Genomic DNA, 25409 nt, shown 5'->3' on the forward strand with positions numbered 1-25409 from the left:
TTTTATAAATATACCTACTAAAAAACTAGGTTACTCAATTTATCTGAAGTTTACCAATTGAAGATGTTTTTTGCAAAAATGCCATCATCATTTGTCGAAATGGACAATAAAAAGTCATTCACACTCCGTTATAGTGACTTCACCATTTCTAAAAATATACGGAGAACAAAAATGGTTACAGCTGGCTCTAAACCGGGAACAGGTTTCTATTTTTGCGTTCAATGTGGGCATCGTGCTTACTTAGAAATTGGTACTGATCGTTTACCACCGTGTACCAAATGCTTAAGCAATCAATTTAAAAAATAATTCGCTCAAGCAAACACACTAAAACAGACACCACTGTTTTAAACAAAAGCCCTATTACACCATAGGGCTTTTTTGTTACCTTAATAAAATTAAAAACATATAAATAAAAAGGTTCACTATGGAAACGATACTCGGTTTATGTCTTGGTATAGGATTAAGTGCTGCATGTGGCTTCCGCGTATTTGTTCCATTATTGGTGATGAGTATTGCCGCTATTATGGGCATTTTTGAACCCCTCAAAGGCTTTGAATGGTTGGCGATGCCATCGGTCTGTATTGCATTAGGCTTTGCCACACTGTGTGAAATAGGCGCTTATTACATCCCATGGGTAGACAACTTACTCGACACCATTGCAACACCTGCCGCGATGGTGGCTGGAACATTGACGACCATGGCGGTAAGCTCTGGTGAAATGTCGCAATTTGCAAGTTGGGCTGCTGCAATCATCGTTGGTGGTGGAACAGCAGGAGCAGTGCAACTTGGGACAGTGGCAGCACGGGGTGTATCGACCGCAACCACGGGTGGCGTGGCAAATCCTGTGGTTTCTACAGGTGAGTGGGTCAGCGCATTGGTGATTTCCGTATTGTCATTTTTTATACCAGTATTGGTAGTGATCGTTTTAATAATCGGTGTGGTTTGGGCAGTACGCTGGATTCGTCAGAAAAGACGCATGGTAAAGAATGCCAAAACTCCCCTTTAAAATCTCAATGAAACATCACAAAAATATGTTGAATCACGATTACCATTCCAATTCATCTAAAAAATTATATCGGCTAAAAACATTATAAAAATTATAAAGGAGTTCAGCAGATGCCTGTGCTAAAAATATTAAAGCGTCATGGTATATCAGTCGCAATACTTATGGCATGTTCTATTGCTTCAGTACCGTTATGGGCGAAAACTCCACAGCAGAAACTATTAAGCCCAGAAGAAATCAAACTTCAACATCAGGCAAAAAAATTTAAGGCCTTTATTCCAGACCAATACTTTCTGTACGATGCCGTAGAAGGTGATTTGAATCAGGATGGTCAAAAGGATGCCGTACTCATCGTAAAAAAAATTGATCCCAAAGGGTGGGTGAACCATCCTGTTCAGGGCAAGCTGGATCGTAACCGACGTGGCATTCTGGTGCTATTACAGAACCAATTCACATATCAAAAACTGATGCAGAATGTGACTGCATTTTCATCGGAAAATGAAGAGGGTGGTGTCTATTTTGCGCCAGAACTCAGTGTTGATATCCGCAAGAATATTCTGGGGATCCATTATGGACACGGTCGTTATGGCTATTGGAGTTACAAGTTTCGTTTAGAGCAGCAGGATATGCGTTTGATTGGTTATGATCTTTCTAGTAATCATGGCCCGTATACTGATTATAGAGTAAGTATTAATTTTCTCAGTCATCAAAAAAAGCATTCACAAAATATCAATTCGGCAGATCGGGATCTTCAGGAAAAATTTAAGCATACCTGGTCCAAAGTGAATTATTCACCAATCTATCTGTCCAAAATCAAGGACTTTGATGAGCTGAATTTTGAATAGTTTTTTTAATGAGGTTGGTGCGAACTTTGCATGATCATTTGAAGTAAAAATGATTGCAAGAGGAAGAATTACATGGAAATGAGCAGCATAGCTGAAAATGAAAAAACGTCTTTAGGTGTTAAAGTTCATTTGATGGCAGGCTGGCCAATTTTACTGTTACTCATTGGTGGCGCAGTAGGAGCGGTACTGGGCATCGTTGCGTATGTGATTAACCTCAAAATTTACAAATCTGAATTATCTCAACTACAAAAAGTACTCGCTAATCTTATGTGTGGCATGTTTGCCATGATGTTGTGGTGGAGCATTGCATCTTGGATTCAAGCAACTCTCTAAAATGGAAGGTCAGCTTGAATTTTAATTGCAATATTTATCTCAAAAACGCTAAAAAAAGTGTATCAATGAGCCTATTTGGGAAAAAATATTATATTTATAAGGTGACATGAAATATTTTTTTATTTGATGCTGAAATTCGTTTATCTTAGGAAATTAATCCCGACGCAGTCTCGCTATTATATATCTCAAGGGTGTGACGGGATCGAAAAGAGTAGATTGCTACCAGTTGCGTACAACGTGCGTGTAGTACTTACCCAAAAGGTCTTGATTCGGCTTAGGACGCTATAAATCAGAAGTTTATAGGCAATAGGGTTATAACTTACAAAGTTATAATAGTTGAAGTAAACAACATGTTTTCCCTGACACCCTCAAAATTCTCTTAAAAAAAATTATAATTCTCAATTCTCAATTCTCAATTCTCAATTCTCAATTCTCAATTCTCAATTCTCAATTCTCAATTCTCAAATCGCTCATCTTATAAATTGACACTGTGTTGATCAGTTGCTATTTTTCCGCATCCCAAAGAAATGCTTTGTTCACATGCCTTTAGACGATAATTTTGTATATATGCCACCTCAAGGTCCACTTAACATCGTCTATGAAGATGATGATTTGGTGGTCATTGATAAACCAGCAGGACTATTGTCTGTGCCAGGACGCTTGCCTGAGCATCATGACAGTGCGTATTTAAGAGTGATAGCTCAATATCCAAATGCAAAAATTACCCATCGTTTAGATATGGCAACCTCTGGAATTTTGATGTTTGCAAAACATCGTGATGCTGAAGTGGCTGTGAGCAAAATGTTCCAAGCGCGCACCATGAGAAAAAATTATGTGGCATTGGTGCAAGGTAAAATTGCACAACAGGGACAAGTAGACTTGCCTTTAATTACGGATTGGGAAAACAGACCGAGACAAATCGTTCATTTTGAACTTGGAAAACCAGCCTTAACACTGTTTGAATTAGTCGCTTATGATGCGCATTTAGATATTAGTCGTGTCTTGTTGACGCCAATAACAGGGCGTTCACATCAATTACGCGTACATATGCAAGCCATAGGTCATCCGATCACAGGTGATAAACTCTATCATCCAAACCCTAAACTCAGTGATTTAGGGCGTATGGCTTTGCATGCGAGTTATTTAGAGTTTCAACAACCGTTGAGTGGTATTGAAATTAAAATTGTGAGTGAAGTTCCATTTTGAATGAAACGCTTCAAGCAAAATACGTATTGTGAGTGCCTAACTAAAATTTAACAATTACGATCATATAAAGTTAAGAACAATTTCTAATGAATTCTTCTCCAAAATGAAATAAATATAGGCTACTCTAGGATATTGTATACGCAATAACCACAATAAGGATGAACGTATGAGCCGTGATTTAGAACAATTTCCAAATGATGATAATGGCGATGTACTGTGGCAAATGTTCCAGGATGGAGATGATTTAAGCGAGCCGCATGAGATTGAGTACTCAATTGCTTTTAGCTCTAAAGAAAAAGCTGAAAAATGTGCCTTGTTCTTGCTTCAGGAAGAACAAAAGATCAGTTTATTTATTGATGAAGAGTCTGAATCCGCAGAATGGATTATCACGATTTACGTGTACATGGAGCCAGAATACTCAGATATTGTGGATTTGGAAGAGTGGTTTACCAAAATAGCCAATGACTATGACGGTGAGTACGATGGATGGGGATGTATGGCATATGTATATGATGATGAAGATATAGAAGATGAGTTTCAAAGCTAAACAAGGCTAGAGCCAATAAAAGAACCTAAGTGATTGAACTTAGGTTTTTTTATTTAAACCTTATAAAATTTAAGGTTTTTTTCTATTCGCTAGATGAAAGTGGTATATTGAGCAAAATTTTTTTAATTTTTTGGATTTTTTATGTCTTTGCCAAATTGCCCAAAATGTTCCTCTGAATATACTTATGAAGATGGGGACCTCTTGATCTGCCCAGAATGTTCACATGAATGGAAAGAAGGAGAGACACTCGAAGAAGTGGTTCAGATCAAAGATGCAAATGGCAATCTTCTTGCAGATGGTGATACCGTAACGGTTATCAAAGATTTAAAAATTAAAGGTTCATCATCCGTAATCAAAGTCGGTACTAAAGCAAAAAGTATTCGTTTGTTGCCAGATGCAACGGATGGTCATGATATTGATTGTAAAGTAGATGGTTTTGGCGCAATGAAACTTAAGTCCGAATATGTAAAGAAAGCATAAGCTTTTATAATGGCTTCAGTGAAACTGGGGCCAATTTTTTATGCGAAAATAACTCCTCATTGGTTTTCTGATCATAATGATAAGTTTTAATAAATAATGGTTGTTTTTTATCAATTTAAATTGAATTTTAGATACAAATTAGAATAAAAATTTCTTTGCTTGGCACAAAATAACATTACACTTTTTCTTTAAAAGTGTTAACTTCATCACACTAATAACAATAAGGTCACATCATGTCTATTCAGATTGAGGGTAATGTTGTTGCTGCTCATGAAGTATTAGCGCAATTAAAAGAATGGGATTCAGCATTAGTGGGTAATAATGTTGATGCGTTAATCGAAAAATGTGCACAAAATGTAAGTATGTTTGATGTCAGCACTCAACTTGAAGGGGCTGAAGCTTATCGAAAAGAATGGCAAAAATTTAGCCCATATTTCTTTGATGGGATGCAAATCACTCGCCGTGATGTAAAAGTGCATGCGAGTGATCATTTGGTTGTATTACACTGTCACTCTAAAGTGGAACATAAAGCCTTAAAAGGTCAGCTGCAAATGCCTTGGTGTCGTACAACATTATGTCTACAAAAAACCAATGAACAATGGGTGATGGTACACCAACATATTTCTATGCCTGTAGACTTAGCAACGGGAAAGGCTATCATCTTGAAGGATAAATCAAAATTAAGGCTTGTGGTTTAGCTTATCTTGAGCATTTAGATGGGCTTAAACAGTGTTATCTTTCATGAATGAGTTAAATTCTGGAGACGTGTCATGGGATTTCATGATTTATATCGTTTAAGTTCTCATGCGGTGATCACCAACCCAGAGGGACAAGTCTTATTACTGAAAGCAAACTATGCCAATTATAGTTGGGGGTTGCCTGGTGGTGGTTTAGATCAAGGTGAAACCATACATCAAGCTTTGCTCAGAGAATGTAAAGAAGAAATAGGTTGTGATATAAGCATCCAATATTTATCAGGGGTTTATTATCACGCACATGTAAACTCACACACCTTTATATTTAGATGCATGATTGAAAATAACGCCCAAATTCAACTCTCTGAAGAACATACGGAATATGCATGGTTTAGTCCAGAGCAACTGTCTGAGGTTCAACGCACTCGCGTTCAAGACTGTCTGAGTTTTCAAGGTGAAGTTCGGAGTTATTCATTCTAGAATTTAGAAATTAGACAGTTGGCATAATGTTTTGAAAATGATTGAGCTTAGCAATGATTTCATCTACTTGTTTCAGACGTTTCACTTCATCCCATAACAGTTTTGCTTCAGGATAATGTTTAGACATCATACCTAGCCATTGCTTATAACGTCCGACCATATTCATTTCTTTTTTATAAGAACCATTTAAGAAGCGAATTTGGAGTGTAATTAAATCGCTCCATTGTAATATCGCTTCGTCTTTATTTTGTCGGATGCATTGTGTGACATCGGGTGTTGTCACTGCTGCACGACCAATCATTAGATCTTCACAACCTGACTCTATTAAACACTGGCGCGCATCTTGGTTATTCCAGATTTCACCATTGGCTATCACATTAATGCTAAGCGCATGACGAATGGGTTGAAGTTGATCCCAAAAGGCGGGTGGGGTATAGCCATCTGCTTTAGTGCGTGCATGAACGGTAACCCAAGCGGCACCTGCATCTTCTATAGCATGTGCATTTTCGAGGGTGAAATTACGATCCATATAACCTAAACGCATTTTTGCTGAAACTGGTATTTCAGCAGGCACTGCATCACGTACAGCTTTAACCAATTGATACACTGTTTCTGGCTCATCCAATAATACAGAACCACCTCGATGTCGGTTAACTGTTTTAGCTGGACAGCCGAAATTCATATCAATTGCGGGTGCGCCTAACTCCACAGCTCGAACGGCATTGGCAGCCAACATGGTTGGATTATTCCCTAAAAATTGAACGTGAACAGGTGTTCCTGCTGCTGTTTTGCCATCGCTCAATAATTCAGGACAGTAGGAATGATAGATGTGATCTGGAAGTACAGAATCAGTGACACGGATAAACTCAGTTACACACCAGTCGAAGCTACCGACATGTGTGAGTACATCACGCATGATGGGATCAGTTAAACCTTCCATGGGTGCTAAAACGAGTTTCACTTGGTCACCTGAATATGGGAAAAACGGTGTTATACGGTGTTTTGTATAGCTTGTCTAGTCAGAAATTTCACACAAAAAAAAGCCCAAACTTATGTTTGGGCTTTTCGCTTCCAATTATTGATATTTAGCCCATTGTAGGTCTGCATTTTTAATGGCGATGAAATCATTGGCATTCACATCATCAACTTTATTTAAATTTTTATATTCATTTTTGGGAATATAAATATTTGTACCAGCACCCATTGTATTGTGTTGTTGAACACTAGTATAGGGTGGGACACCTTGAGAGCTGATATTACCAAAGATTCCATTTTTTTCACCGATACCACATGCTGCACTACCTTCAACATTACTTCTTGCTAATACGTCACCATAAATTTGTGCACATGCACCAATACGCACAACTTGATTAGACATCAAGGCAACTAAACCAAGTTCTAACTTTGTTATTTCTTTATTATCAATAGTCACTGTATCAAGCGTACCGTTAGGTAATCTATTGGTATTTTTATACATCGTATTCGCATCTTGGCACAAATTCACTGGCGTCAAGAATTTGTTCGATAAAGTTGCAGGTGTTGTTGCAGGTGGACTAACACTAAACTTAGTATTAGACGTAGTGCCTAAGTTACGTGAACAAATTAAGGCATCTGTTGCATTTGGATTTCGCGTAATATTACGAGGCGAATAAATGCGAGGAGACATCGCAATCGCATCAATATCACCTTCAGCAAGGAAAGTATTGGTGAATACAGAATCAGTACTGTCCGCCGCAAGATTCGCTTTACCAGAAATAATTAATTTACCTTCGAAATACAGAATACCTGGAGCAAAACTTGCGTTATCGAATGTAGATGTATCCATTGAACGAATATACCAAGTGTCTGGTAATGTATAGTCATAATCTTTAGGCCAGCCAAATATATAACGATCTTTACCATCAAGACCATTGAAGTCTAAGCTGACCCGTGGAAGATATCCAATAATTTGGCTCGTGCAATAACCGCTCTTATGCTCAGTACGTAGCCCTAAACTATTGGTCATGACCTGTTCTTCATGAATAGTTTCACAAATAGCACCGACATAATCTTTGCTATTCAAGGTGTATTTCCCTAAATAGAAACCTCGTGAGCCTGAGTTTGAGTTCTCAGGGTCAATTTTCATGATTTGAGTTTTATTTCCTGAAGCATCTACAGCAAACTGTTTGTGAATATTATTAGTAGCATCATACTCATACATGTAAGTGATTTTAGAGCTCTCATTGCGAAGATGATTTAAATATACGCGAGCAGCGCCATATTCACGTACGAAAATATAGTTTGCATCATTTCGATATTGACGAACATCGACTCTGGTTTCAAACGTCATATTTTGAATTGCTTCTTGAATACTGGCTATGGTTTCAGAAACATCGTATTTAGGAATATCTGGAAAAGTACTGAGCTGAGGGATGCTTGTGAGTTTTTCATAAATTTTTCCACTAATTGCATTCTTAAATCCTTCAACTACACCATTCTGGTTTGAAGTACTAAAGTTGGCAAGATAGACATCACCTTTTACATCTTCAGCAATAAGACCATCTAGTAAGCGTAATGGACCGTTAGAATACACATTTCCACCAATCCAACTCGTACTTAAGCGGACTCCAGCCTTGTACGCGCCAATCCCTTGTTTCGACTGATTGTGAGCATAGGCCGATTGTTCAATTTTGGAGAAGGTATCAAGGTCAATAAATTCTTTGGCTCTTACACTGCCCTTAACGTCACTACTAGAAATATTAACTTTACCGCCTGATGTAATATCACCCGTAACAACACTAGTTCCGATCATTGTTACGTTGCCACCTGCCATGACATTTCCGTTGACTTTACTAGAAACGGAAATATTGACATTCCCTTGGTGTGTGGTGATAGAAGACACTTCAACATTCGTGCGTAGTGTTACATCTTTATTGGTATGTAAGTTTGCAGCATAGCCACCTTCTGTAAGACTAATATTTCCGTCAGTGGAAATATTTTGAGCTTTAGAACCAAGAGAAAGTGTGACATCACCAATTGCTTTAATATTTTCTGCTTTGACATTGGTTAACAGTTTAACCCACTCACCAGATGAAATATTGCCAAAATTTCCGCCGTTAATAATGTGAACATAGCCCTCAGCATTGATGTTAATTACAGCCCCATTTCTTGTACCACAGGCATCAATTAAACAATCAATATAGACATTTCCACCTTTACCATCTTTGTCTTTCTTAACGTTAATAGTTAAGTTTTTGATATTTTTGATTTTGAAACCAGCTTGTAAGGACAGGCTGCCACCATCGACATTCAGTTCGACATACTCATCTGGTTTAGTTGGATCTTCGCCGGAAATGGTAGTGCCAGACATAAATGTTTGACCAGTGAAATTAATAACACTCTTGTACTTAATCAGGTCTGCTGCAAGGTCATAGATTGCTTGTATCGTAGTAGCTGATTGAGCTGACCCACTTTTCGACAGAATATTTGCGATGACAATACATTTGGTTCCAGTAGAACCATCTGGGTTATTGGTTAAACCATTGCAACCTTTTACATCTTTTACTTCAACCGTGACATAACGTTGGTTGGTATCATCATTTAAAAGCTGAATTTCACCTGTATTTAATAAGCTTTGGCGAAAGTCATTAATATCGGTATCCTTATATTTTTTTAATAAATATTCACGAAAGGCGCTAACACCTGACCATCCCATGAGTTGTACGTTGGTTTGTGCATGCGCAGCAACATTTGCTTCTTTGTTGGAGATCAGTGATTTTGCAACAGTCGATGTTATGATCATCACTGTAAGCCCGATGAGCAAGACCAAAAGAATAGTGGCCATGCCTTGCTGCTTTCTTAAACTATTCATCTTTAATCTCGCTCTTAAAGGTTAACAATGTTATTAAGACAAACGGTATTACTCACTGTTTGACCAATGTTTGAATTTTGCATTTCATCTGCGTATTGACGATTAGCAGTAATCGTCAGTTGGCGCGTACCTTTGGAGTTGTTTTTATCAATTCCAAAAGGTGTACAATTTCCCGGTGTTAATACAAAGTTAAAAACGGTGCCTGTTTCTAAGGTCTTAAAGGAAACAATATGCTGTTTTTCATCAGGTTGGCTAAAAGTTTCTATATTTAATACTGCTTCAGACCCACAGTTATTCTTTTTAAGAAAGATTAAGCGATATGTATCACCTTCTTTTTCTTGAGTTAATGCTTCACAGTTGTAATTAATCGTTGTATTTGCAGACATTAAGCTTGTTACAGGATCTGGATTCATTCGCCAGAAAACAGCAGGTAAATTTTGAGTGTCCACTCCTACAGCAATATCTGATGTTTTTCCTGAACCATAGCCTGCATTTTGAACGAGCTTCTGTGCAACTGATAATGCTGTTCGTATTTGAGCATCGTATTCCGAATCACGAGAAGAACTAATACCAATTTGAGTCGTCTGTTTAAAAAGCATGAGCATCATTAGCATGCATAACATTGCAATGACTAATCCAACCATCAACTCAACGAGCGTAAATCCTTTTTGACTCATGATTTATCTCCCGACTCGATAACAATCTAAGCCTTCCATACTGTCTTCAGCGCAGGTTTTGGCATTAGATTGATTTGTACTCGCAGCTAACACAGGCCATGTAATTTTTGTACCTGCGACACCGCTCGTTTCACTAATATTTTCAGAATTCAAATTGCAATAAATGTAGTAGGTATTACCATTTAATGTGAACGATTTACTTTCGGTAGATTGGTTATTGAATGAAGCACAAACATCAGTTGAGTCAGTTGATATAGTGATGGTTTGTAAGCGATTTTGCAGTTCGTTTATCACTATATTGTCAATGTTCATATATCGTTGCGTGTTCAACATTTTGCTGATTGCTAAACCGCTACCAAAAACAATAATCGAGAATATAAGTAAACCAACAAGAGACTCCAACAATGTGAAACCACGTTGATTAGTTGATTTGAATGTTTGCTGATTCATTATTCTTCTCAACTGTAACGGTTAAATTTAAATTTGAATTGCACGTTGCTGATGCTGAACTTGCAGCAACCAACATCCCATTCGAGTTAAAAGATAGACAATAAAACTCTGTATTGTTTACTTTGAAAAATACATTCGATGCATAGGGGATTTTTTGAAGGATATAGTTTTGGTCAGGCGAGTTGCCGTCACTTGTTGAACACGCATCAGTACTGTCCTTAGCAACACGAATGACTCTAATTTCTTGATGGGTTTTATCTATACAAACAGATGTTGCTGCAAGTGAAGACTCTTGATTATTCGTGTTTCGAATTGCTGCAGAACGAGCTTGATAAGTCGCATTTTTAATACCTGCTAGCGCTCCATCAACATGACTTTGATCTACCCAAGCTCTGGTTAAAGAAGTACCTACAAATAACAAAATAGCCAGTACAACGATCGTAATCATTAGTTCGATCAGCGTGAAACCAAGTTGTTTTCTATAACCAGTATTTTGCATATTATTTCACCCAGTCAGTATATGAACCACAACCGGACACGGTACGAGTTCCATCATTTTTGAGTGTTAATGTACAACCTAAAACTCTTGCTTCAGTTCCTATTGCCTGAACCGCATAATTCACACCATCTGATGAAGTGTATGTAAAATTAAATGAATCAGAACTTGGATTCCAAGTTGTAAATTTAGTTTTTACTGCGTTGGTATTTGATAAGGTTTCTTTAGGGTAGTTTAGTGTTCTTTGATATGCATTTTCAGCACCTAATGAAAGTGCGATTAAATTTGATTGAGCTTCTTTGATTTTTGCTTTGGTGACGTAGTTTTGATAACTAGGTACTGCAATTGCGGCCAAGATTGCAACAATAATGATGACGATCATTAATTCGATTAAGGTAAAACCTTTTTGCAATTTCATACATACCCCAAAATAATCATCAAAAATATCCATTTACTAACTGTAACATTAGTTACTAACCTAAATAATAACAACTTATAGGAGATTAATGGGGGCTATTAAGCGATGAACAGATTATTAATATTAATTAATTAAATAATTCAAATAATATTAACTATTATTTATTAAATCATCATAAAGATTTAATGTGGTTTTTTATTTTAAATAATTGATTTTTATTACTATTTTTAATATGAAAATTTTATTTATACTTAAAATTTATTTACCTATATTTTAAATGTATTTAAAATATATAAAATTTAATAGGATGTGATATTTATTTAATTATTATTATTTATCGTGATTTAAATCACACAATTGTTATTTTCCTAGAATCATTTCTAATACAAATTTTGATCCAATAAAGCCTATTGCAAGTAAAATAAAACCAATAATGGTAAAGCGTCTCGCTTTTTGACCGCGCCAACCAAAACGATAATGTCCAAATAAAAGTGCACCGTAAACAAACCAAGAGACAATACTAAATGCTGTTTTATGTGCCAAATGTTGTGCAAAAAAATCATCAATCGTAAAAAAGCCGAAGATAAGTGCAGTACTTAATAAAATGAAACCTGTAACAAGCATATCGAATAACAGAGATTCCATTGCTTGATAGGAGGGTAATAGATTTACCCAAACACGATGTTTCTGTTTGTTTTTTAACTCACGATCTTGTAACCACAACAAAACTGCGTGAATTGTTGCCATTAATAGCACTGCATAAGCTGAGAGTGACAAAATAATATGGACATCAAGTCCAAGTGTGTTCTGTTTAAGTGTAAGTATAGGCTGGCTCAAGGAATAGCCTAAAATTAAACCCAATGCAGCTACTGGTATTCCAATCAGATTCAGCGCAAGTACAGGTCGATAAGTGCTATAAAGCAGGCTCAATAACAACATGAGTGCTGAAGTAAATGAAAGGAGATTAAAAACATTATAGTTAATGCCGAAAGGCGTTTTCATATCTATCAATAAGACGACAGCATGCAAGATCAAGCCTAATCCAGCTACGAGACTGATAAACCAATGATTAGGGACACGTTTAGTCATTAAATGGGTAAACAAATACCAAAAGGCAGTGGTATAGGCGATCAATGCTAAAATTGTGTAAACCAAAGGGAGGCTAATCATGTCAAACCTTTTTATGGATGCTGAATATTCATCTAATAAGATATAAATTCCAAACGAACTACAGTATCCTATAGCATCTTATGCATAAATTTTCTATTTTAAGAAAGATTTTTTTGCAACAACCATTTTAAGCGGATTTTGCAATGTTTGATACCTTAACAGAACGACTCACGCAGAGTTTAAGAAATGTTACTGGCTCTGGGCAACTGACCGAAGACAATATTAAAGATACGTTACGTGAAGTGCGTATGGCACTTCTTGAAGCCGATGTTGCACTTCCTGTAACTCGTGAATTTATCGCGAAAGTTAAGGAAGAGGCATTAGGTCAAGAGGTGATGTCACAGTTATCTCCAGGCCAAGCATTCGTCAAAATTGTTCATGATGAACTCACCAAAATGATGGGTGAGGCAAATGAAAGTCTTGATCTTGCTGCAAAGCCTCCCGTTGTTGTTTTATTGGCTGGTTTACAAGGTGCAGGTAAAACGACGACTGCTGCAAAATTAGCTCGTTTTTTACAAGAGCGACAAAAGAAAAAAGTCGCAATGGTTTCTGCCGACGTCTATCGACCTGCAGCGATTAAGCAGCTCCAGACTGTAGCAGGTGAAGTCGGCGCGATTTTCTTTGAATCAAGTGCTGATGAAAAGCCAATTACGATTGCGAACCGAGCGATTGAACAAGCCAAAATTCAATTTGCGGATGTATTGATTGTCGATACTGCAGGTCGTTTACATATCGATGACGATATGATGGGCGAAATTAAAGAATTGCATGCAGCGATTAATCCTACAGAAACACTGTTCGTTGTAGATGCAATGACCGGTCAGGATGCTGCAAATACAGCAAAAGCATTCAATGATGCATTGCCTTTAACCGGTGTGATTCTTACAAAAACTGATGGTGATGCGCGTGGTGGTGCGGCACTTTCTGTTCGTGCAATTACTGGTAAGCCTATTAAATTCTTGGGGATGGGGGAGAAACTCGATGCCCTTGAACCATTCCATCCTGAGCGTGTAGCACAACGTATCTTAGGTATGGGTGATGTTCTTTCTTTGGTCGAAGAGCTTGAACGTAAAGTCGACAAAGAAAAAGCTGAAAAAATGGCGAAAAAACTGCAAAAAGGCGGCAGCTTCAACTTTGAAGATATGCTGATGCAGTTTGAACAAATGAATAAAATGGGCGGTATGATGGGCTTCTTAGACAAGTTGCCTGGCATGAGTAACTCAGGAATTCAGGATGCGATTGCTCAAGCAAATCCTGAAAAGCAAGTGAAGAAAATGGAAGCGATTATTCAATCGATGACCATCAAAGAGCGTCGCAATCCTGACTTGATGAATCCAAGCCGTAAAAAACGTATCGCAGCAGGTTGTGGTATGGATGTAGCTGAAGTCAATAAGCTGATCAAACAACATGCCCAAATGGCAAAAATGATGAAAAAATTTGCGAATCCATCGGGTATGGCGAAAATGATGAAATCATTAAGCGGTATGCAAAAGAAATTTGGTGGCGGCGGTGGCGTTGGTCCGTTATTTGGTGGAAAAGATCCAAAATAACTCCCAAAATTTAAAAAGGCGCTGTGGCGCCTTTTTTCATGCTACATAATTTTGCAAACTTACTATTTAGTTTAAAAAATAATCAATTCATGATGTTGAGAATATAGTCAAGAGTGCAAGAAAATGACACAGGTTTATGTTGTGCATGGATATACGGCAAGCCCTGAAGAAAATTGGTTTCCATGGATACAACAACAAGCTGATCAGTATGGTATTCCATTAAAAGTATTGAGATTAGATCCTTCTGAGACGCCACAATTAGGAACGTGGGAACAACAAATGAAAGAGCAAATAGCTCAAATTGATGATCAAACAATTTTTGTTGCTCACAGTCTCGGGTGTATTGCAACTTTACATTACTTAAGCCAAGTGCTTTTAAACCAAAAAATCAAAAAATTAATTCTAGTTGCTGGTTTCAATGGACGTTTAGGGCGGCTTGAGCAAGTCAATCCATTTATTGATGCTGCTGATATAGATTTTGAACTCATTCGTGGCCAAGTTCATGATCGCGTGGTCATTTATTCTGAAGGTGATGAGCGCGTTCTGCCTAAATTTAGTTTCCAGCAAGCTGAAAGTATTGATGCACATGTCGTTGCTGCTGAACATCAAGGCCATTTTATTGATTCAGAAGGTTGTACGGCATTGCCTGAGGTCTGGGCTGAGATTATTCGAGATTAATTCAGAAGCTATAAGCTCTCACTGACGTGTTTAACGTGATGTCACCCACATATTGATTTCTGCTCTAAAGACAAGCGCTTGGTTTTAATCATGGACTTCGACACACGCTACAAATCTATTTGGTATGGATTGCCCCGCTTGAATTGGCGTCAGAGGATAAGCAACTGCTGTTAAATCGGTCGTTGCTTTTTTAATATAGTTGACTTGCATACCGTCGGGTATCCATCGATGGCTTGGTGGAAGAGTGACTTCTGTCATTAGACCACCAGTAAGCTCTGCCAAATTACACAATGCGATCGCATGTACAGTATCGAGGTGATTTAAAACCCTTTTTTCTTTAGACATCTGGACCTGACAAAAATCTGGTCTCAATTCAATAATTTTCGTGCGAATCGACTTGAAATAAGGTGCTTTGAGTTGGATCACTTGATTGAAAAGTATTTTCCCAAAGGGCAGTTTCTTCGCGATATTCCAAACGTTTAACGTCCTGTTATTCATGTTGTTCAGCCTGTTTTTTTGTATTTTGGATGTGTGTACTGACACTGAGTGAATAATTTTTTGTTTTAAAAGACACTCAGTTCAGCAGACCTGATGACCAAGTTATGTTTTTTGCTTCGCGACAGCAAGATAGCGTTGTAAGCCTTTTAATAATAAATCGGTTTCGATTTGCGGGTCATAAGATTGTAAATATTGAGCAAAGAGTGCAGCATCACCACCAGTAAGAATTAATTTTCTTGGTGATGTTGTTAAAACTTTTTCGATCATACTGACCAATCCCAATAAAATACCATGATGAACTGCATCCAATGTATTTTGCCCAGGACTTAACTCATCAAATGCAGCATCAGGGATTTTGATCCCTTTGGTATTTTGAATAAGTGAATCTCGCTGTAGATAGAGATTTGGTACGATATATCCACCTAAATGTGTAAATCCATCTGCTAAATCAATCGTTAAGGCCGTTCCACAACTGATCACGCAATATTTCTCTTGAGGATCGGTGACGACCGCTAGAACTTGTAGCCAACGATCAATGCCCAGTTGGTTCGGTTCTGTATATCCACATTGGAGTCCTGCATATTCTTGATGAACTTTAGCAACGACAATTGGGATATCTAGCAGTTTTAAAATTTTGAGTATACGGTCGTTATTCTTCTTGTCTTGAACAGATGAGATACCGACTTCTGAGAGGTTTTGAGATTTAAAGTGTTGGATGAGACCCAACATTAAGTCCGCAGGAGATTGTAGATGAAGCTCCGCCACATGCTCCAAGATTTGCTCACCTTCCGTGATCCAATATTTTAAACGCGTATTGCCTATATCTAACCAAAGACGTTTCATCATGTATTCGCTGACCTATATTTTCTTTATTTTTTTAAGCGTAAACGCCCTTGATACAAACCGATTAAACCTTGTTCAGTCAAAATATTAATTCGACCATCATCTCCAATACCTTTAAAGATACCTTGTACTGTTTTATTCACTTGCTCAAACTCTACAGTCTGATTCATAAAAGCAGCATAGTGATTGAAACGTCCCGAGAGGTTATAACTTCCATGCTCAAACCATTGTCCGGCTTGCATGATGGCGAGATAAAGTTCTGAAATAATCTTAATTCGATTTGGATGAGCTAAACCCAATTGCATAATGGATGTGGTTTGCTGTTCGATTGCTGCATCAGAAACAGGCAATAAATTAACACCAACGCCAACAATCGCCTGATGTGGGGTTACAGGCTCTACCAAAATGCCACCCCATTTACCTTGCACACTATAAAGGTCATTTGGCCATTTGATTTGTAAATGATCCAATGACTTAAATGAAGGAATTTGCAAAATATTAAGTGCAATCTCAAGGGATAGTCGACCATCTAAGGGTGTTTTGGTTTCTAGCAATGTGCTTAAATAAATATTCCCGACTGGGGAAACCCATTGTCGTTGATGTTGTCCACGTCCCTGAGTTTGAGTCTCACTGCATACAAGAATACCCTGTACACCTTTTTTGATGAGTGCGCGTACTTCATCATTGGTTGAAGTGGTGCTCTGTTTTAAAAGTAAAACTTCTGGAAGTTGTTGAGCTTCAGTTAAAAGCTGACTGAGGTGGCGAGTCTCTAAATCCATGTTGAATCTGAGAAGAGTAAAAGATTTATGGAGTTAATCATATATTTAGCTATTGGTGCAATCGCTGGTTTTACTGCAGGGTTGTTTGGCGTGGGCGGTGGGTTAATCATCGTACCCATTTTATTTATTGTATTTACCCAAATGGGTTATGACCCAACTGTCATTATGCACATGGCGCTTGGAACATCATTGGCTACGATTGTGGTCACATCGATTAGCTCAGTTATGGCACATCATAAAAAAGGTGCAGTGCTATGGTCAGTATTTAAAAATTTAGCGCCAGGTTTGGTACTGGGTTCATTTTTTGGTGCTGGATTGGCCAGTATTATCTCTGGACCAATGCTCCAATTGATTATCGGTTGTTTCGCAATTTGGGTTGCATACCGTATGTTCCGTGGTGCTAATGTGGTGGTCGATCAATCTAAGCAACTACCTTCTGTACCTGCTCAATTGGCTGCGGGAAGTGGAATTGGGGTGGCTTCAGCAATTTTTGGGATCGGTGGAGGAAGTTTAACCGTACCTTATTTAAATCATCATGGGGTGGTGATGCAAAAAGCTGTTGCAACATCTGCTGCAAGTGGACTGCCGATTGCTTTAGCAGGTGCATTTGGATTTATGTTCTACGGACAAAAAGCACCTGCTGAAATCGAAAATGCCATTGGATATGTTCATGTTTATGCATTCATTGGCATTAGTGTAATGAGTTTTATCACCGCAAAAGTAGGAGCAAAAGTTGCACATAAACTGTCAGCAGCGATGTTGAAAAAATGTTTTGCAGCTTTGCTTACAACTGTAGGGATTTATTTTATTTATCAAGGCGTATTTTGAGAAAAATATGCCAAATCATTCTCGAAAATAATGATGTGTATTGACTTAAAAATTTGATAAATTGTCAGACAAAGACATAGTCAGTATGATGCTATTGGTATAAAAACAATAAAATAGCATCATGCTTGATGAAGTGTGAGTAAAAAAATAAATAGGAATATTATGCAATTGGAAGAAGTGGACAGCCTTTCAGAGCAAATAGCCAGACATATAAGTGAACAGATTATTAGTGGCGAATTGGTCGAAGGTGAACGTATACAAGAATTGCGTATCGCTAAAGAATTAGACGTGAGTCGAGGTTCGGTACGTGAAGCTTTGTTATTACTTGAACGCACGCATTTAATTGAAATTTATCCAAGACGCGGCGCAATTGTGTCAGAAATGTCTGCTCAACAAGTGCGAGCTTTATTTGATACGAGTGCACTTATGTTAGGGCAGATCGTCCAGCGTATGAGTGAAACTTGGCGTAATCATGAAGCTGAGGCGCTTCAGCAACTTATGCAATATTTAATTGAACAAGTTAAACAAAGTAATACTGAAAAATTTTACGATGGTGTATTTCAATTTTTAGCTAAGCAACAAGATATGGTAGCCAACCCATACTTAATGAAGTTTTATCGCGAACTGTTGCCATCTATACGTCGTAGTTATTTTTTAACCTTAAATACTTCGCGTAGAGAGCTTCAAGAAGCACTTGAATTAATTAAGCTTGTGATCGATGCAATTTTGATCCGAAAATCACAACAAGCTACTTTATTTATGGAAGATTTTTGCCGACACTTGCGCAATCTAGTGTTAGAGTCACTGACACGAATGAAACAAATTGAACTAGCTTGGGCGCGGAGATCGCGCAGATAATCAGGACACTATGCGATTAAGCAGCTTAAAACTCTCTGGCTTTAAATCTTTTGCGGATAGCAGCACCTTACAATTTAAAGCCAACCGTACCGCAGTCGTGGGACCAAATGGTTGTGGTAAATCCAACGTCATCGATGCAATCCGATGGGTGATGGGAGAGTCAAGCGCACGCCAGTTACGTGGTGGAAGTATGCAGGATGTCATTTTTACTGGGACAGCAAAACGTAAACCAGTGGGAATGGCGAGTGTAGAATTACGCTTCGAAAACACCTATGGAAAACTAGGTGGAGCATATAACGCTTATAGTGAGTTGGCGGTACGTCGCCAAGTCAATCGCGAGGGTAAATCTGAATATTTTCTTAATGGTACAAAATGCCGCCGCCGTGATATTACAGATATTTTTTTAGGAACAGGCTTAGGTCCTCGTTCGTATGCGATTATTGAACAAGGCATGATTAACCGTTTGGTCGATGCAAAACCAGATGAAATGCGCGTTTATATCGAAGAAGCTGCTGGAGTATCACGTTATCAAGCACGTCGTCGTGAGACGATGCAACATTTAGAACATACTCATCAAAATTTAAGTCGTCTAAATGACATTGCTGTTGAATTAAAATCCCAATTAAAGACACTAAAGCGTCAAGCAGAAGCTGCACTTCAATATAAAGCCTTAGAGACTGAAATTCGAACTTTGAAAGTTGAGATACTTTCATTTCAATGCCATCAAAGTGAACGAATTCAACAAGAATATACAACTGAAATGACTGAATTGGGTGAGCAATTTAAGCTTGTTCGTTCTGAACTCACCACTGTTGAGCATGATTTAACAGCAACAAATGAGTTATTTCAGCGATTAATGCAACAATCCACACCACTTCAGCAAGAATGGCAACAAGCTGAAAAAAAGCTGGCTGAATTACAAGCCAATTTGGATCAAAAACAGCAATTGTTTGCTCAAAATACTTTAACTTTAAAGCAGCTTGAAGAGCAAAAAATACAAACCAAAGAGCGGATGCAACTGATTGATATTCAGTTGGAAAATTTGATCCTCCAGCAAGAACATCAAGCAACAACATTGAGTGATACTGAATCAAATGCACAGCTTGATTTACAACAATTCAATGAGCTGAAGGCAAAGCAACTTGAAGCGCAAAAATCATTTTCTGAAATAAAAGCATTGGTTGAAAAGCAACAACAGCAACGTGCACAAATGTTGGCGCAGAGTGATCAATTGGCTAAAAATGTGCTTCGAATTGAGCAGCAAAAGCAAACTTTGGTCGAACAAAAATCTCAAAATCAAGCACAGTATGAACAGGATGATATTGACAATCTCCTGCATGAAAAACATGATGTACAGATTGAAATCGTTCGTCTAGAAGAAAGAATTACGACATTAGAAACTCAATTGAAACGTGATCAAATCTCATTGACTGAGCAAAAAAGTAAATGCACAGATTTGAATTCACACATCCAGATTTTGAAATCTGAACAAAAACAATTACAACAGCTTGTGGTGAAAGTCAGTCGACATGCATCGAAGAGCAATGACCCTTTAATGCAAATTTTGAAGCTAAAAGATCAGGCGAAACCATTTACAGCATTGGTCGAAAAATTTCTGTCAAAGTGGCTGCATGCGAATACGTTAAAGAGTGAAGATTTATTTCAGACCGAATCAGCCCGTCAATTAAAAGTTATTCAGCAAGATGTATCTGGGACTGTACTTGGTTTACCCACATTAGCAAGTTGGATTGATTTCCCCCAAAACTCATTATGGTTAAACGTTGCGATAGCTCAAGATTTTGAGCAGGCGCTTCAATTACAGCCTCAATTAAAACCAGGTGAGTCTATTTTAAGTTTGGATGGCTATCATATTGGTCCTGACTGGATGATTGGTCTGTACTTTGATGAGTCGAGTCAAGATGCTCAAGGAGCACTTAGCCACCGAATTCGATTAGATGAAATTGATTCAGAGTTGACACAAATGGTGAAAGCGCATGAGTCAATGACGCTCGAACTCGCTGAGATGCAATTAAAGCTTGAACAAAAAAATAGTGAATGTACGGAGTTGCAAAAAGCGTTAAAAAATCATCAAGCCCTTGCTCACCAAGTTGAAGTGAAGATTGCAAAACAGCAAATGGCTCAGCAGGCTTTCGAGTCGCAAAATCTACACATCGAGTCACAAATTGCTCAACTTGATGCGCAGCTTGAAGAAGATGCGATGCAAAAAGATGATTTGGAAATCGATTTACATGCATTGATGCTTAAAATTGAACACAATCTTCCACACTACAAAACCTTAGAGTTTCAAGTTGAAGAATTGAATGATCAGGTTGAGCATCTTCAGGACTTAGTCTACAAAAAACAACAAGAGTTAGAAACAAACCGCCGTACTCATACGCAAAATCAGCAACAAATTGAGCTGTTGGAAAAAGATGCAAGTTTTCTAAAAACGCAATATCAGCAGATCATCACTCAAATTACACAAGCTAAAAATTTCGTGGATCCGATTCAATTAGAATTACCCACTTTGCAAAGCCAATATGAGGTTCAAAAGCAGCAGACTGAAAAGTTACAAAAGACTTGGTCCTCATGGCAAGTCGAACTTAATGAAATACAGTCTAAGCAACAAAAATTGACGGAGCTACGGTTAAATCATCAGCAAAGTGATGAGCACTTTAGAACCCAGTTAGAAGAGAAGCGTTTAGCATGGCAAGTGGCTAAATCTGATTTACAACATTATGCTGAACAATTAAAAGAGCTTAATGCAGAATTATTAGAAAATGTGAAAATTGATTTGAGTCAGCACCAACAGCAGTTAGAGCAAGCACAGCGTCAGTTTGACAAAATAGGCGCTGTGAACTTAGCAGCTTCAGAAGAGTATGAAGAAGTATCAAAGCGCTATGAAGATTTAAGCCATCAAATTGAAGATCTTGAAAAAACAGTCGCACAATTAAAAGATGCGATGAAAAGCATTGATCAAGAAACTAAAAAGCTATTCATGACTACCTTTGATCAAGTAAATGCGGAATTGCAAAACTTATTCCCAAAGGTGTTTAATGGTGGTGAAGCAAGTTTAAGTTTAGAAGATGATTGGCAATCTGGTGTAAAGCTAATGGCTCGACCACCAGGAAAGCGAAATAGTTCTTTAGCATTGTTATCAGGCGGTGAAAAAGCACTAACAGCACTAGCATTAGTTTTTGCTATATTTCGACTGAATCCAGCACCATTTTGTGTATTGGATGAGGTTGATGCACCGTTAGATGATGCAAATGTTGGACGTTTTTGTAATTTAGTAAAAGAGCTTTCTGAACAGGTCCAATTCATTTACATTACACACAATAAAGTTGCGATGACGATGGCTACTGACTTACTTGGTGTAACAATGCCTGAGCCAGGAACATCGAAGTTAGTCACTGTTGATCTAGAAGAAGCGAAAGAATACGGTTTAGCTGCGGAGTCTTAATATGGAAATCAGTACCATTATCGGAATTGTGATCGCAATCGTGATCTGTTGCATAGGGTTGTTTATGATCCTGCGCAAGCCGAGTGATGCAGCACCGTCATTAGATGCTGAATTACATATAAATGAACAATGTAATCAACCCGTCATTCCTCGTCATGTTCGTAGTCTTTTACAGGCGCAAGCCGCACCATTGGCTTCTTCTGAGCGAGTAGAACCAAGTTTGAAAGACATTGAAGCGAGTGATGTGGCTGGAGTGGATCAAACAGCTGATCAGCATGCTACAAAGACGCCTGAAAATATTCAAGAAACTGTAGAAGTGGTAGATACAGTGCAACTGGATACTTCGGTAGACCTTGCAGAGAAAGAAAGTAAATCTCTGCTAGACTCCAGTAAAAACTCGGACAGCACTGAGACTGACCCATTAGAAAAAAATACAGAAACAGTCGAGAGTAAAGCTCAGTCGATTGATGGTGTAACAGACACTCAAAGTGCAGATCTTATTTCCAAAGATTCAATCGTAGAAACTACAATTGAAGACTCGAAAAAAGTTGAGCCAAGTTTTGTATTAAATCCGAATATTCAAACTGCTGAAATCAAAGAATTTGAAGAAGAAAGCAGCATCTTGGATGTGCATTTACATGAACAGCAACGTTTTGATGATGAAAGTGCTTTAGCAAATGCCGAATACATTATTAGTTTGAATATGTATCCGAACCCTCGAAAAGCACTTTCTGGTGATAAAGCTTTGAAAGTGTTAATGAAATATGGATTGCGCTTTGGCGAAATGAACTGTTTCCATCGTTATGAAACTCCTGATGCAGTCAGCCCATTGCTGTTTTCCGTACTCAGAATCACAGATCAGGGTCCTGCAGGTTTTGATTTAGAAACATTATCTGGTGAACAAGTTCAAGGTTTAGCATTCTTCTTAGCATTACCGCATCATAATGTTCAAAAAGGCTATGACAGTATGGTTAGTATTGCAGGGCTTATTGCACGTGAAACAGATGGTACCGTCTATGATGAAAATAATCTTGAATTTACACCGCAGTTAAAAGAACACTGGCGCCATAAAGCGATCGACTATAGATCAGGTCAAGCTGTTTAATCACCTAGGTGACTTACTGAATTTGTGTAAAGTCATTTATACTGTTTAGGTTGAAATTATTGGGCGGAATTTTCCGCCCTTTTATATGGTGAAAATATGGATCAGAACGCTGTCGTTGCGCAAATGCGCCAACTCATTCAATTACTGGCTCGGCATAACCATGCTTATTATGTGATGGATCAGCCGACAATTGAAGACAGTGAATATGATCAATTGTTTTATCAACTAAAAAACTTAGAAGAACAATATCCTGATTTAGTACAGACGGATACACCGACCAATAAAGTCGGTGATAAACCTTTATCTAAGTTTGAAAATATTACACATACTGTTCCAATGTTGTCTTTGGGTAATGTGTTTAATCAGGATGAACTTTTTGCCTTTGCACGCAGAATTGAAGAGCGTTTACCTAACCAGAAAATCCAATACGACGTCGAACTTAAATTTGATGGGCTTGCGATCTCACTATGGTATGAACATGGTGTGTTGATTCGAGCGGTTACACGTGGGGATGGTGAAACAGGAGAAGTCATAACCCAAAATGTAAAAACAATTCGTAATTTGCCTAAAGTACTCATGATGTCTCAAGGTGTACCACCAGCGTTGTTAGAAGTTCGTGGCGAAGTACTAATGCCTAAAGCTGGATTTGTAAAGTTAAATGCTGAAAATGAGGCCAAAGCTGAGAAAACTTTTGCTAACCCAAGAAATGCAGCAGCAGGGAGTTTGCGTCAACTTGATCCGACCATAGCAGCATCACGACCACTTGCATTCTATGCTTATGGAATTGCGCAATGCATGCCACATCATGGTCTGAGTACGATGTCAGAGAGCTTAAATTGGCTTGAACAGTTGGGCTTTGCTGTTGGGGAAAAACATTTTGTTTGTGACAGTATTGAAGAGGTTCAAGCGGCTTATGAATCTGTAAATCAGGAGCGTCCAAACCTGTCAGTTGAAATTGACGGGATGGTCATCAAAGTCAATGATTTGAAGCAACAACAACAATTAGGCTTTTTAAGTCGTGAACCTCGATGGGCAACAGCATATAAGTTCCCTGCAGTGGCTGCGCTAACCACAGTTGAAAATATTGATTGGCAGGTAGGGCGTACAGGTACTTTAACGCCTGTAGCGCGATTAAATCCTGTATCGGTTGGCGGAGTCACAGTATCAAACGTAACTTTACATAATATTGGTGAAATACATCGCTTGGACGTGCGCGTTGGAGATACGGTGAGTGTCTATCGTAGCGGAGATGTTATTCCTAAAGTTGAAAAGGTTTGGCCAGAATTTCGACCTCTAGAAACCACTGAAATTCAATTGCCAGAACAATGTCCTGTATGTGCTTCTCCAGTTGTGATGCCTGAAGGCGAAGCTTTAGCACGATGTTCTGGTGGGCTTTATTGTGCGGCACAGCGTATAGAGGCGATCCGTCATTTTGTATCACGTAAAGCAATGGACATCGAAGGTTTGGGTGATCGTTGGGTTGAGTCTTTATTACATCTTGAACTCCTCAAAGATGTTGCAGACATTTATCACTTGCACGAGCATCGTGAAAAATTATTGACTATTGAAAAAATGGGTGAGAAATCTGTACAAAATCTCATCGACTCAATTGAAAGTAGTAAAAAAACAACATTAGCGGCATTTATTTACGCACTAGGCATTCGAGGAGTAGGCGAGACTACGGCTCGAATGTTAGCCAATACTTTCCAGACTTTAGATGCGCTGAAATCTGCTGATTTAGAAGCACTGAAGAAAACCCCTGATGTAGGTGATATTACTGCAGAATGGATATTAGACTTTTTTAAAGCTGAACATAATATTGAAGTATTAAATCGATTAATTGAGGCTGGAATTCATTGGGATGCACCGATAGCACCGACTCGACAACCTTTAAATGGTGAGAGCTGGGTGGTGACTGGTACTTTAAGCAGTATGGGGCGAGATGAAGCGACTCAACTCTTACAGGCATTAGGTGCACGTGTGAGTGGTAGTGTATCCAGTAAAACGAAATGCTTGGTTGCTGGTGAAAAGGCGGGTTCCAAACTTGAAAAAGCAGAAAAACTAGGTATTCCGGTGATGAATGAGGCTGAGTTTATTGCATTTATGATTCAGCATGGTCAGCTCACTGAACCTGAGTCTTAAGTGTATCTTGCACAT

Annotated in this window: 26 protein-coding genes; 16 read left to right on the plus strand and 10 right to left on the minus strand. The window is 38.3% G+C overall.

Annotation, left to right across the window (positions count from 1 at the left end):
* The first annotated feature begins 99 nt into the window (after window positions 1-99).
* The 9 genes from AC1M9P_RS07490 (at window position 100) to AC1M9P_RS07530 (ending at window position 5589) form a co-directional block, all read left to right on the plus strand.
* Window positions 100-306, plus strand: coding sequence for a zinc ribbon-containing protein (locus tag AC1M9P_RS07490; protein ID WP_481587238.1), 207 nt, complete (start codon window positions 100-102; stop codon window positions 304-306).
* Window positions 307-424: 118 nt separating this feature from the next.
* Window positions 425-1006 (plus strand): DUF4126 domain-containing protein, encoded by a 582-nt coding sequence (locus AC1M9P_RS07495; protein ID WP_481587206.1) that lies wholly within the window; start codon window positions 425-427, stop codon window positions 1004-1006.
* A 110-nt stretch (window positions 1007-1116) separates the two neighbouring features.
* Window positions 1117-1848, plus strand: a complete 732-nt coding sequence (locus AC1M9P_RS07500; protein ID WP_481587207.1) for a hypothetical protein — start codon at window positions 1117-1119, stop codon at window positions 1846-1848.
* Between the two features lie 72 nt (window positions 1849-1920).
* Window positions 1921-2181, plus strand: a complete 261-nt coding sequence (locus tag AC1M9P_RS07505; protein ID WP_481587208.1) for a hypothetical protein — start codon at window positions 1921-1923, stop codon at window positions 2179-2181.
* A gap of 540 nt (window positions 2182-2721) precedes the next feature.
* Complete coding sequence (locus tag AC1M9P_RS07510; RefSeq protein ID WP_481587209.1) at window positions 2722-3387, plus strand: RluA family pseudouridine synthase; 666 nt, start codon at window positions 2722-2724, stop codon at window positions 3385-3387.
* Between the two features lie 166 nt (window positions 3388-3553).
* The gene (locus AC1M9P_RS07515) at window positions 3554-3934 is read left to right on the plus strand and encodes a ribonuclease E inhibitor RraB (protein ID WP_179998992.1); all 381 of its coding nucleotides are present in this window, start codon (window positions 3554-3556) and stop codon (window positions 3932-3934) included.
* 141 nt (window positions 3935-4075) lie between these two features.
* A complete protein-coding gene (locus tag AC1M9P_RS07520) occupies window positions 4076-4414 on the plus strand; it encodes a zinc ribbon domain-containing protein YjdM (protein WP_035269853.1) in 339 nt (112 codons plus the stop codon).
* Window positions 4415-4647: 233 nt separating this feature from the next.
* Window positions 4648-5112, plus strand: a complete 465-nt coding sequence (locus tag AC1M9P_RS07525) for a YybH family protein (protein WP_179998993.1) — start codon at window positions 4648-4650, stop codon at window positions 5110-5112.
* Between the two features lie 72 nt (window positions 5113-5184).
* Window positions 5185-5589, plus strand: coding sequence for an NUDIX hydrolase (locus tag AC1M9P_RS07530; RefSeq protein ID WP_481587210.1), 405 nt, complete (start codon window positions 5185-5187; stop codon window positions 5587-5589).
* Window positions 5590-5599: 10 nt separating this feature from the next.
* Here AC1M9P_RS07530 and AC1M9P_RS07535 read toward each other — a convergent pair whose 3' ends face one another.
* The 7 genes from AC1M9P_RS07535 to AC1M9P_RS07565 form a co-directional block, all read right to left on the minus strand.
* Window positions 5600-6550, minus strand: coding sequence for a tRNA dihydrouridine synthase (locus tag AC1M9P_RS07535; RefSeq protein WP_481587211.1), 951 nt, complete (start codon window positions 6548-6550; stop codon window positions 5600-5602).
* 114 nt (window positions 6551-6664) lie between these two features.
* Window positions 6665-9412 carry a bactofilin family protein gene (locus tag AC1M9P_RS07540; RefSeq protein ID WP_481587212.1) on the minus strand — a complete coding sequence of 916 codons (2748 nt, stop codon included), beginning with the start codon at window positions 9410-9412 and terminating at the stop codon, window positions 6665-6667.
* Between the two features lie 41 nt (window positions 9413-9453).
* Complete coding sequence (locus AC1M9P_RS07545) at window positions 9454-10116, minus strand: PilW family protein (RefSeq protein WP_092767483.1); 663 nt, start codon at window positions 10114-10116, stop codon at window positions 9454-9456.
* Between the two features lie 3 nt (window positions 10117-10119).
* Window positions 10120-10566, minus strand: coding sequence for a PulJ/GspJ family protein (locus AC1M9P_RS07550; RefSeq protein WP_092767481.1), 447 nt, complete (start codon window positions 10564-10566; stop codon window positions 10120-10122).
* Complete coding sequence (locus AC1M9P_RS07555) at window positions 10538-11065, minus strand: pilus assembly FimT family protein (RefSeq protein WP_481587213.1); 528 nt, start codon at window positions 11063-11065, stop codon at window positions 10538-10540. Before AC1M9P_RS07555 ends, AC1M9P_RS07550 begins: the two co-directional genes overlap by 29 nt.
* A gap of 1 nt (window position 11066) precedes the next feature.
* Complete coding sequence (locus AC1M9P_RS07560) at window positions 11067-11480, minus strand: type IV pilin protein (RefSeq protein WP_481587214.1); 414 nt, start codon at window positions 11478-11480, stop codon at window positions 11067-11069.
* Between the two features lie 360 nt (window positions 11481-11840).
* Entirely contained in the window at window positions 11841-12650 is an 810-nt protein-coding gene (locus AC1M9P_RS07565; protein ID WP_179999001.1) for a cytochrome C assembly family protein, read from the minus strand.
* Window positions 12651-12793: 143 nt separating this feature from the next.
* On the opposite strand from AC1M9P_RS07565, the gene ffh reads away from it, so the two are divergent.
* Entirely contained in the window at window positions 12794-14200 is a 1407-nt protein-coding gene (ffh, locus tag AC1M9P_RS07570) for a signal recognition particle protein (RefSeq protein WP_035269264.1), read from the plus strand.
* A gap of 123 nt (window positions 14201-14323) precedes the next feature.
* A complete protein-coding gene (locus AC1M9P_RS07575) occupies window positions 14324-14878 on the plus strand; it encodes an RBBP9/YdeN family alpha/beta hydrolase (RefSeq protein WP_481587215.1) in 555 nt (184 codons plus the stop codon).
* 84 nt (window positions 14879-14962) lie between these two features.
* Here the strand turns inward: AC1M9P_RS07575 and AC1M9P_RS07580 are convergent, their stop codons facing one another.
* From AC1M9P_RS07580 to AC1M9P_RS07590, 3 genes are all read right to left on the minus strand, one after another.
* Window positions 14963-15376 (minus strand): hotdog fold domain-containing protein, encoded by a 414-nt coding sequence (locus AC1M9P_RS07580; RefSeq protein WP_481587216.1) that lies wholly within the window; start codon window positions 15374-15376, stop codon window positions 14963-14965.
* 102 nt (window positions 15377-15478) lie between these two features.
* Window positions 15479-16219: a type III pantothenate kinase gene (locus AC1M9P_RS07585; RefSeq protein WP_481587239.1), complete on the minus strand. Its 741-nt coding sequence runs from the start codon at window positions 16217-16219 to the stop codon at window positions 15479-15481.
* Window positions 16220-16245: 26 nt separating this feature from the next.
* A complete protein-coding gene (locus AC1M9P_RS07590) occupies window positions 16246-16998 on the minus strand; it encodes a biotin--[acetyl-CoA-carboxylase] ligase (protein ID WP_481587217.1) in 753 nt (250 codons plus the stop codon).
* 27 nt (window positions 16999-17025) lie between these two features.
* Here AC1M9P_RS07590 and AC1M9P_RS07595 point away from each other — a divergent pair, with 27 nt between their 5' ends.
* From AC1M9P_RS07595 to ligA, 5 genes are all read left to right on the plus strand, one after another.
* Window positions 17026-17826 carry a sulfite exporter TauE/SafE family protein gene (locus AC1M9P_RS07595; protein WP_481587218.1) on the plus strand — a complete coding sequence of 267 codons (801 nt, stop codon included), beginning with the start codon at window positions 17026-17028 and terminating at the stop codon, window positions 17824-17826.
* A 162-nt stretch (window positions 17827-17988) separates the two neighbouring features.
* Entirely contained in the window at window positions 17989-18684 is a 696-nt protein-coding gene (locus AC1M9P_RS07600) for a GntR family transcriptional regulator (RefSeq protein WP_481587219.1), read from the plus strand.
* A gap of 10 nt (window positions 18685-18694) precedes the next feature.
* On the plus strand, window positions 18695-22147 hold the full coding sequence (locus tag AC1M9P_RS07605) for a coiled-coil domain-containing protein (RefSeq protein WP_481587220.1): 3453 nt from the start codon (window positions 18695-18697) through the stop codon (window positions 22145-22147).
* A gap of 1 nt (window position 22148) precedes the next feature.
* Window positions 22149-23252, plus strand: coding sequence for a cell division protein ZipA C-terminal FtsZ-binding domain-containing protein (locus AC1M9P_RS07610; RefSeq protein WP_481587221.1), 1104 nt, complete (start codon window positions 22149-22151; stop codon window positions 23250-23252).
* Window positions 23253-23348: 96 nt separating this feature from the next.
* Complete coding sequence (gene ligA, locus AC1M9P_RS07615) at window positions 23349-25394, plus strand: NAD-dependent DNA ligase LigA (RefSeq protein ID WP_481587222.1); 2046 nt, start codon at window positions 23349-23351, stop codon at window positions 25392-25394.
* The last annotated feature ends 15 nt before the right edge of the window (window positions 25395-25409 follow it).

It is taken from the genome of Acinetobacter sp. 25-47-122, assembly GCF_056779695.1.